Raw genomic sequence first — 5,109 nt, forward strand, 5'->3', positions numbered from 1 at the left:
GCATGTAAATAGAAAAAGGTTCCAGAGTCGATAGGACTTTGGAGCCTTTTCAATATACTTTGTTATTGGGCGGTTACTAAAGTTTGTGTAAAATTAGGAGAATCATCACTAGCTCCTCTCACACCACTGTACCTATCGCACGAAAAAAGAATTCCACCTGTAAGTCGAATTCTTTCCTTCTTATTCTCATTTAGAAACGTCACTCCGCCTTCTCTATATCCTCTCGCACTTCCTTGGCATTAAATTTCGCAAAGAGGTACTGGCGGTCTTGGATTGGGAAGCGTTGGTCCAGCTGATCGACTGCCCCCACTTCCACATTGCCCTGGGCGATAACATAGTCCATAACGTGGCCGCCAAAGGTCAAATCATCTGAGATAAAGTGCAGGTGGTAACCCGCTACGCTGACGCCGTGGAAAATTTCCGGTGTCCAGATACCTACAATGGTGCCCGAAATATCCTCAGCCGTGTATTCAGGCTGGTGGCTGGCCACCTCCGCAAACCGAACGCTGGAGGCTGACTTGGGAATCATGCGGACGTGCATGCGAGAAAAGGTCCCCTTAATCTTAATCGAACGGAAAAGATTCTCCCCGTCATAATAGGACTCAATTCTTGCCTGCAGCTCCTCACTGGTCATCTCAAAGCGCTGCTTGAAAATGACCTCAGCTTCGTGGAAAATAACCGCTGCATAGGGTACCTTCATATCAGCAGGAACCTCCACCACTTGCGGCTTATCCCCTGCTCCCTTGGCCTGATAGGCCTTGCCATCTAGTACAATCAATTCTCCGTCGATAGAGTCCAAGGTCCCCAGCCCCAAATCACCGTGTTCCAAGAGCTCACCGACCGTCAAGGAACCACCGTAAAGACCAGCCATGAGAGCCCCTAAGGTATTGTATTGAAATAATCGATTTACTTGCATATCCTACTCTTCATTCAAAAATTCTTGCATGGCCAAATCATCTGGCACCAGGCTCAAATACCGACCAGCCTGGACACGCGCATCCTCAGCCCGCCCCATAAGCCGTAAAGCCTCCACATAATCCGCCAAAAATTCTGGATTGTCTGCCAAATCTGCAACCAAGTCATCAAAGATAGCCAAAGCCTGCTCCACTTCTTCCAAAGACATATTGGCCTTGGCAATATTCCAACGGGCCAGGACATTGTCCAAGTCATCGGTCAAGAATGGCAATACTTCCTCATAGCGCTCCTGCTCCAAATAAAGATTGGTCAAGCGCAAGGCCACTTCATTCTCATCATCAATGACCTCCCGGGCCCGCAGCAGGAAGTCCTCTGCCGCCGCCTCATCATGCAATTCATAGGCATACTGGGAAGCCTGCAGGAGCAGATTGGCATCAAAGTCATTTTTGGCCAGGCCTTGCTGGGTCATGGCCAGAGCCGCCTCCAACTGGTGTTCCGCATGGAGAGACTGCCCATAGGCGTACTCATAGCCCTCAAAGTCAGGATTGATGGTATCTAGCTGCTTAAAGTAGAGATTAGCCTTCTGGTATTCTTCTTGTTCAAATAGCAGAGCTGCCAACTCAAAAACCGTCTGGTCATCATATTCCAGCTCCACAGCCTTTTCCAGAAATTCGACAGCCGCCTCGAACTTGCCCAGACTAGCATAGGCTAGACCAATCCGCTGATAGGTCGACACCCCAGTCAATTCGTAGATTTCCCGATTGTCCAGCTGGGCGTAGAGGGAAACAGCTTCCTTGAAATTTTCCAATTCCATGTCCAACTCAGCTAGTCCAAAAGTGATAATGGGCTCATCCGACAGGTGACTAGCCTCCAGCAATTTTTCACGGGCTACATCCGATAGGCCCTCTGCCTGGTACAAATCTGCCTTGACCAAGAGTGCCTCTAAGTAGGCAGGGTGGCGCTCAGAAATGGCCTCCAGATAACCAAAAGCCTCTTCGACCAAGCCATCTTCAAAGGCAATCTGAGCCAAATTGATAGCCACTTCTGGGTATTGACTCTGCAATTTCCCATAAATCTCCGCCGCCTGGGGGAGAAATCCAATGGACTCCAGGTAGGCAGCCAGGGCCAAGAGCGTCTCTTCATCGTCCCGGACCAAGGCCCGCTTGAAATATTTATTGGCTTTATCCAAATCCTGCTGGTCCAAACAAGCCAGCATCTTTTCACTATTGTTCATTATTCGCTTCTAAACTCTCTATTGTATCTTCTTCGTATAATTCGCTATAAACCTTGTACCATTCAAAGGCTGCCTTGACCAAGACCTTGATAGAGGCATAGATAGGAATTCCCAAAAGAACGCCCAGCACCCCAAACATCTGCCCTGAAGTCAAAAGGACAAAGAGAATGGTAATAGGGTGGATGTTCAAGGAAGAACCGATGATCAAAGGCGTCACAAATCGACCTTCAATGGTTTGCTCAATCATAAAGACAATCAAGACCTTGACCAGCATGAAGGGACCTGCAATCAAGCCCAAAATGACAGCCGGAATCATAGCCAAGAAGGAACCCAGATAAGGGATTAGATTGAGAAAACCAGCCAAAATCCCCAGGGTCACAGGATAGCTGAGACCAATGATGGAGAACATGATGGAAAACATGAGAGCCACAATCATGGCCACCGTCACCTGACCGCGCACATAGTTGGACAGCTGGCTATTGACATCCGACAAAACGGTTCCAATGGGCGCCCGCCACTTGGTCGGCAAGTATTGGGTGATATAAGCATTGAGCCCCTTACCATCTCGCAGGAGATAAAAGAGGATAAAGGGCATAATCAAGACCGCCACAATAATCTGCGATGCCGTTGAAATCAAATGACTAGCCCAGTTGACCGCGCTGGATGAAAATCGCTGAGCAAAGGAAATAATCTGATCATTGACCTGATTGATCGCCTGAAGGGCCGTCGGTCGGAATTGTTCAAACCGCTTATCCTGCAACAAGGAGGTTAACTGTAGCTCTAGCTTTTGAATGTTTGCAGGCAGATTTTGCACAAATGAAACTACCTGTTCCTGGATATTTGGAATTGCTACTGCCAAGCCCCAAACTAAAAGCAGTCCAATCAGAACAAAAACAATGGAAATACCAATCGTTCTGGAAACCTTCCTCTTCTCCAACCAATCCACAATGGGATTTAGGAGATAATAAAGCAAGCCTGTCAACAGCATAGGCAAGAGAATAATCTCCACAAAACTACCTATCGGTTTTAACAAAAAACTAATCTTAGAAAATACAAGAATGGTCAGACTAATCAGCAGGGTCACTAGGAAAAAAGTCACCGCCTGATTGTTAATAAACCATCTAAAAAACCAGGTCACACTAAACTTTTGATCTTTCTCGTCCATCTCATTTCTACCTTTCCTTTTTCTACTATTGTACCATGTAAATGCCGAAAATTTATGCTGGAAATCATGTCCAAGAAATTTTTTCATGCAGAATTGTGGTATAATTTAAACAATCACTAGATAAGGAGAAACAAATGAACATTTATTTCGGAACCTACACCAAAAGAGACTCAAAAGGGATTTATAAGGCTAACTTCAATCCTGAAACTGGCTCACTGGCTCAATTAGAATTGGTCGCTGAAGAGCCAAACCCAACTTACATTGCTTTCGATGCAGAGGGACGACTTTACTCCGTTGGCGCAGAAAACGGTCAGGGAGGGATTGCTGCCTTTACAGCTGATTTCCAACCACTCAACCATGTCGTTGAAGAAGGGGCTCCCCATTGTTATGTTGCATTTGACGAAGAGCGCAATTTGGTCTATGGTGCCAATTACCATAAGGGACAGGTCTTGGTCTACAAACGTTTAGAAGACGGTTCTCTGGAACTGGCAGACCAGGCGCAACATGAAGGGTCTGGTCCTCATGAAAACCAAGCATCTCCTCATGTTCACTTTGCGGATTTGACACCAGATAAGTTATTGGTAACCTGCGATTTGGGAACGGACCAGGTCATCAGCTACAAGGTATCTGACCAAGGTAAATTGGAACAAGTAGGTAGCTATTCTTCTGCTCCTGGGGCAGGACCACGGCACATTGTCTTCCACCACCACGCAAAAATTGCCTATCTGATTTGCGAACTCAATTCGACCATTGAAGTTTTGATTTACGACGGTCTTGGTCAATTTGAACACATGCAGACCATCTCGACCCTGCCAGCTGACCACACTGGTTTCAATGGCACAGCTGCTATTCGCATCAGTAGGGACGGGAAATTTGTCTACGGTTCTAACCGCGGTCACGACTCCATTGCTGTCTACAAGACCTTGGGTGATGCCAGCCTTGAGCTAGTCGAAATTGTCCCAACTAATGGCAAAACACCACGTGATTTTGCCCTCAGCCCAGATGAAAAATTCCTGGTTGCAGTCCACCAAGACTCTGACAATGCGACTGTCTTTGCCCGTGATGAAGAGACAGGTCGATTAACAGAACTATCCTATGATTTCCTGGTTCCAGAAGCTGTCTGCGTGACCTTTCATCCATAATTCAAAATAATTGTGAAATCGCTCTATTTTTGGTTTAATAGACAAATAGGAGGTGAGATTATGAATCCAGTAGATTTGTTTAACGAAGTAAAAGACTTGATTGCCAACAAAGACTTTGACGGTGCAAAACAATTCATAGAAGAAAACAAAGACAACTTCGGCGAATACTTGGAGCAAGCAAAAGGCTTGTTGTCAGGTTCTGAAGGCGTTAACGGTCTTTTAGATAAAGTTAAAGGCTTGTTCTAATACATGTAAAAACTAGGCTGAGAATGTTCAGTCTAGTTTTTTGTTTGTTCAAACATATTTGTTATCTCCTGCAATGAAGGAATTACCCAATCACTCTTCAATTTTTCATTTTCACTGGCATGCTTCCCAAAACCTGTCAGTATTCGTACAGTCCACATTCCCAAAGATTTAGCAGGTAGAATATCATTATCATACCTATCACCAACATAGACAACTCTATCTGCAGGGATGTTTACTTTTTGCAAGGCAAGTGTGAAAATAGTTGTATCTGGTTTAGATAGCCCAACCTCTTCAGAGAGGATGATGAGTTGAAAATAAGACTCAATTTGAACTGACCCCAAAAAATTGGACAAATAATTATTGAAAGGATTTAGTTCTGTATTGGACAGGACTAAGTCCTTTTAATT

6 protein-coding genes are annotated in these 5,109 nt (G+C 45.3%); 2 read left to right on the forward strand and 4 right to left on the reverse strand.

The features are described from left to right. Positions 1 to 199 precede the first annotated feature (199 nt). From budA to ACHBID_RS10990, 3 genes are read right to left on the reverse strand one after another with little or no spacing between them, the layout of a single operon-like run. Positions 200 to 916 (reverse strand): acetolactate decarboxylase, encoded by a 717-nt coding sequence (gene budA / locus ACHBID_RS10980; protein ID WP_105161097.1) that lies wholly within the window; start codon positions 914 to 916, stop codon positions 200 to 202. A 3-nt stretch (positions 917 to 919) separates the two neighbouring features. Beyond that, entirely contained in the window at positions 920 to 2,149 is a 1,230-nt protein-coding gene (locus ACHBID_RS10985; protein ID WP_105161096.1) for a tetratricopeptide repeat protein, read from the reverse strand. Then, the gene (locus ACHBID_RS10990; RefSeq protein ID WP_105110947.1) at positions 2,139 to 3,314 is read right to left on the reverse strand and encodes an AI-2E family transporter; all 1,176 of its coding nucleotides are present in this window, start codon (positions 3,312 to 3,314) and stop codon (positions 2,139 to 2,141) included. The genes ACHBID_RS10985 and ACHBID_RS10990 overlap by 11 nt, the downstream gene beginning before the upstream one ends. Before the next feature lie 134 nt (positions 3,315 to 3,448). Between ACHBID_RS10990 and ACHBID_RS10995 the strand changes: the two genes are divergently transcribed. Together ACHBID_RS10995 and ACHBID_RS11000 are read left to right on the forward strand one after the other, a co-directional pair. Beyond that, positions 3,449 to 4,456, forward strand: coding sequence for a lactonase family protein (locus tag ACHBID_RS10995; RefSeq protein WP_394732348.1), 1,008 nt, complete (start codon positions 3,449 to 3,451; stop codon positions 4,454 to 4,456). Positions 4,457 to 4,516: 60 nt separating this feature from the next. Further along, positions 4,517 to 4,702: a hypothetical protein gene (locus ACHBID_RS11000; protein WP_105110949.1), complete on the forward strand. Its 186-nt coding sequence runs from the start codon at positions 4,517 to 4,519 to the stop codon at positions 4,700 to 4,702. 32 nt (positions 4,703 to 4,734) lie between these two features. Here ACHBID_RS11000 and ACHBID_RS11005 read toward each other — a convergent pair whose 3' ends face one another. Continuing rightward, the gene (locus ACHBID_RS11005) at positions 4,735 to 5,091 is read right to left on the reverse strand and encodes an HAD family hydrolase (RefSeq protein ID WP_394732349.1); all 357 of its coding nucleotides are present in this window, start codon (positions 5,089 to 5,091) and stop codon (positions 4,735 to 4,737) included. Positions 5,092 to 5,109 lie beyond the last annotated feature (18 nt).

It is taken from the genome of Streptococcus sp. A25 (assembly GCF_043674095.1).
GTDB lineage: Bacteria > Bacillota > Bacilli > Lactobacillales > Streptococcaceae > Streptococcus > Streptococcus suis_V.